Below are 3,060 nucleotides of genomic sequence, written 5' to 3' on the forward strand. Positions count from 1 at the left end.
AGTAAACAAATTATATCCATTGGCATACAATCTCAATGAATTTATACCGACAAACTTGGTCCATTTACTTGGAAATGTATAACCAATTTCAAGGTTTTTCAACCGGAGATAAGTACAGTTGTTATACCAGAAACTCGATTCAATTCCATAATTCTGCGGATCCTGAACACGTGTGCTCGGATACTTTCCAGGAACCCATTCGCCATCTGGATCAAAAGAATTCACATTACCCGAAGCATCCACCTTATGCCAACGATCCATAAAGATATCCCAAGCGCTTCCTCCCCATTGTAACGGGCTTGCATTCATCCTTGCATTGAACATGGAGGCCCCTTGAAATGACATACTCAAATCCAATCCCTTCCATTGTCCGCTAAGTGTCAAACCAAAGTTCATAATAGGAGTATTATTACGCATCAAAGGTTGCATATCCCACTCGTCAATCATACCGTCTTCATTGAAATCCACATACTTTATATCACCCGGCAAATAAGAATATTTGTTGTACACTCCGCCCAAAACAGGATTATTATATATATCATCCATGCTTACAAACTGTCCGTTAGCCTGATACATCCATAGAATATTACTATTCCGATCATTCGTATTATTACGCCAATTATCGTATGAATTTCCTGACGGTACACTCTCTACATATTTATTTCTATTCAAAGTATAAGTAAAGTTTCCACGAAGTTGATAAGAAAAATCTCTCACCTTCCCATTATGTCCTAAGACAAGCTCAAACCCTTCCTGCATATCCGAGTTTATATTTTCTTTCGCAAAAGTCGCACCGAACGTGCCGGGTACCGAAACAATACGGTTTGCCAACAATCCATCACGGTCACGGCGGAAAAGATCGAACTCAACCGTCAATGCAGCATTCCACAAACTTAAATCAATACCTAAGTTCTTGGTCGTAGATGTATACCAAGTTGCATTTACATTGGGAATTTGCGGAACACCGACTCCCGGTATTAAAGAACCGTCGCCTAAAACATAACTATCGTCACCTGGATAATTAAAGGCCATCATCCATAAATAAGGCTCCACATTATCATCTCCCATACGACCGATAGAAGCCCTCAATTTCAAGTTATCAACAAAAGAAATATTATCTTTAAAAAAGCTTTCTTCCGATATCCTCCAACCTAAAGATAAAGAAGGGAAAAAGCCCCATTTCTTATTATAAAATTTGGAAGAACCATCATATCTGAAACTGGCCTGCACCAAATATTTAGACAAATAATCATAATCAAAACGTCCTACCAATCCAACATTTGCATTTCTATCGGCACTACCGTTTATGCTACGGGCATCATCTATCAATCCAGCATAAATCTGATCAACGGCATCCATCAAAGTATTCCGGTTTCCACTCAAATCGGAAGTTTGCCATTTTCGAGTTTCAAATAAAAGCAAAGCTTTCACATTGTGTTTATTCTGAAACTTATTTTCATAATTTAAAGAAAGTTGGGTCGTAGGAGTAGCTGTATCGCTTCTCCACTCCGTTACACTTGACATAGCCGATGTATTTGCAACCGAATAGGAGTCAGAAGTTTTATCATACTGATAAGTCCGATACTGTTTACTAAAAAGTTTAGACTTATAGAATTTCGGATCATAAGCAACAAGAGCTTTAGCCCATAGCCCCTTCACAAAAGGAATATCCCAACGAAGCGAAGCTGTAACTTGTATTTGCGTATTGCTCGTTTTACGATATCCGGCATACTCATTCGAGCTTTTTATCAATGCATTATTATCATCATTGTATTGCTTTCCTAAATAATCAGGATTACCATTCGCATAAATCTCATAAATAGGCACTTGAGCACCAATTGCTTTCAAAATATCTGCCGGATCATAAGGAGGTGCGTTCTTCGTATCAATAAAACCACCGATCTGAAATTCTGCAGTAAGCTGGTCGGTAATCTGAGCCGTTATATTCGAACGCAAATTAAACCGCTCGTAATCAAGAGATTTTGATTTCCACAGTCCTTCTTCCGAATAATAGCCGATACTATTGAAGAACTGAATTCTATCCGTACCGCCGGAAGCAGTAAGATTGACTTGATATTGAGGAACATTCTTTCTTACAATTTCATCATACCAATTGACGTTGGCATAAGGAGTACCTGAAGTTATCAAATCCGGAGAATAAGTCGGAGTCGTTTCACCTCTATTAGCCATTGCTTCATTGTATAATTCCATATATCCATAAGCATCTACAGATTTAGGATACTTTGTAATGCCTTGTATACCGTATGAAGCATTTAAATTTATTTCCGTCCGTCCCTTTGTTCCTTTACGGGTCGTCACTAAGATCACACCATTGGCAGCACGTACGCCGTATACAGCTGCCGTTGCATCTTTAAGCACTGAAACCGATTCTATTTCATTAGGATCGATACGATCGAAATTATCTCGGGGAATTCCATCGACAATCACCATCGGAGTACCCAGACCACGAATATTAAAACTATTGTCATAAGTACCCGGTTCACCCGTATTCTGTTTAATGTTCAATCCCGGAATTTTACCTTGAAGTGCATTGGTGATATTCGCAGTACTTACGGTCATTATCTCCTTTCTACTCACCGAAGCTACAGAACCTGTTATCTCCTGCCGTTTTTGAGTTCCATATCCCACGACAACAATCTCCTCCAATTGCGTATTATCTTCCGTAAGGGTAACCGTCAGAAAGTTACGTCCTTTCACTGGTACTTCCTTTGTCTCAAAACCTACAAAAGAGAACACTAATACACTCTTATCATCGTTCACAATCAGGTCAAAAGCCCCGTCCAAATCAGTAATCGCACCGACAGTACCACCTTTTAATAAGACGTTCACTCCTATCAACGGTTCCCCGGATGCATCCTTCACAACGCCCTTCACCTTTTGATTCTGAGCATTCACTATGCCAAACTGCAATAAAAGCAGAAGCATCAGTTTTAAATTAAGATGTTTCATAATTATATAATTATCTGTTAATAGCCCGTAAAAAGCAATATCAAATTGTCAAATACTCCTCTTTGTAGTTATTCAAGTAACTTTCTTATT

The 3,060-nt window shown here is 38.8% G+C and carries 1 protein-coding gene; it reads right to left on the bottom strand.

Annotated features, from left to right (window positions below; genetic code table 11):
- Positions 1-2,970: SusC/RagA family TonB-linked outer membrane protein (locus QVP90_RS05425; protein WP_288203965.1), on the bottom strand; the 2,970-nt coding region annotated here is incomplete at its 3' end.
- Positions 2,971-3,060: the final 90 nt, after the last annotated feature.

It is taken from the genome of Bacteroides sp. CAG:189, assembly GCF_000432295.1.
GTDB classification, from domain to species: Bacteria; Bacteroidota; Bacteroidia; order Bacteroidales; family Bacteroidaceae; genus Bacteroides; species Bacteroides salyersiae.